1 protein-coding gene is annotated in these 590 nt (G+C 64.1%); it reads left to right on the top strand.

The genetic code is table 11. From position 1 onward, the window contains the following. Positions 1 to 135 precede the first annotated feature (135 nt). A partial coding sequence (locus NKI72_RS35360) for an AMP-binding protein (protein ID WP_352852311.1) occupies positions 136 to 590 on the top strand: 455 nt, incomplete at its 3' end.

Here is a 590-nt window from a genome sequence, read left to right on the forward strand (position 1 = left end):
GGCGATCTAGCTTCGAACGCGAGTTCTGAGACAACCCTATCCGGTGATTTGCTGACATTCGAGCTTTGCGCTCTGGATGGGAGCTTTCGATGGCACTTTGATGCAAGTCGATTGGCACCGGAGCAGATCGACCGCATGACGCAGCATTTGCAGAATCTGTTGTGCGCTGTGGTTGCCGATGCCGGGCTGCCGGTCGGCCGGATTGAACTGCTGTCGCCCGAGGAGCGGACCTACCTTTTGGAGGATCTGAACCGGACGGCGGCGGCCTATCCGTCGGATCTTTTCATCCACGAGCTGTTCGAGCAACAGGTGCGCCAGGCGCCGGAGGCGGTGGCGGTGGTCCATGAGGACGAGGCGCTCTCCTATGGCGAACTCAACGCCCGGGCCAACCGGCTGGCCCATCATCTGATCGCGCTCGGGGTGAAGCCGGATCAGCCAGTGGCGATCTGCCTGGAGCGCAGCCTGGCGATGGTGGTGGGTGTCTTGGCGATCCTGAAGGCCGGCGGCGCCTATCTGCCGCTGGACCCGGCCTATCCCTGCGCGCGGCTGCGGCAGGTCCTCGCGGATGCCGCGCCGCGGCTGCTAGTTTG

The sequence above is a fragment of the Mesorhizobium sp. M0437 genome (assembly GCF_040321335.1).
Lineage (GTDB): Bacteria > Pseudomonadota > Alphaproteobacteria > Rhizobiales > Rhizobiaceae > Mesorhizobium.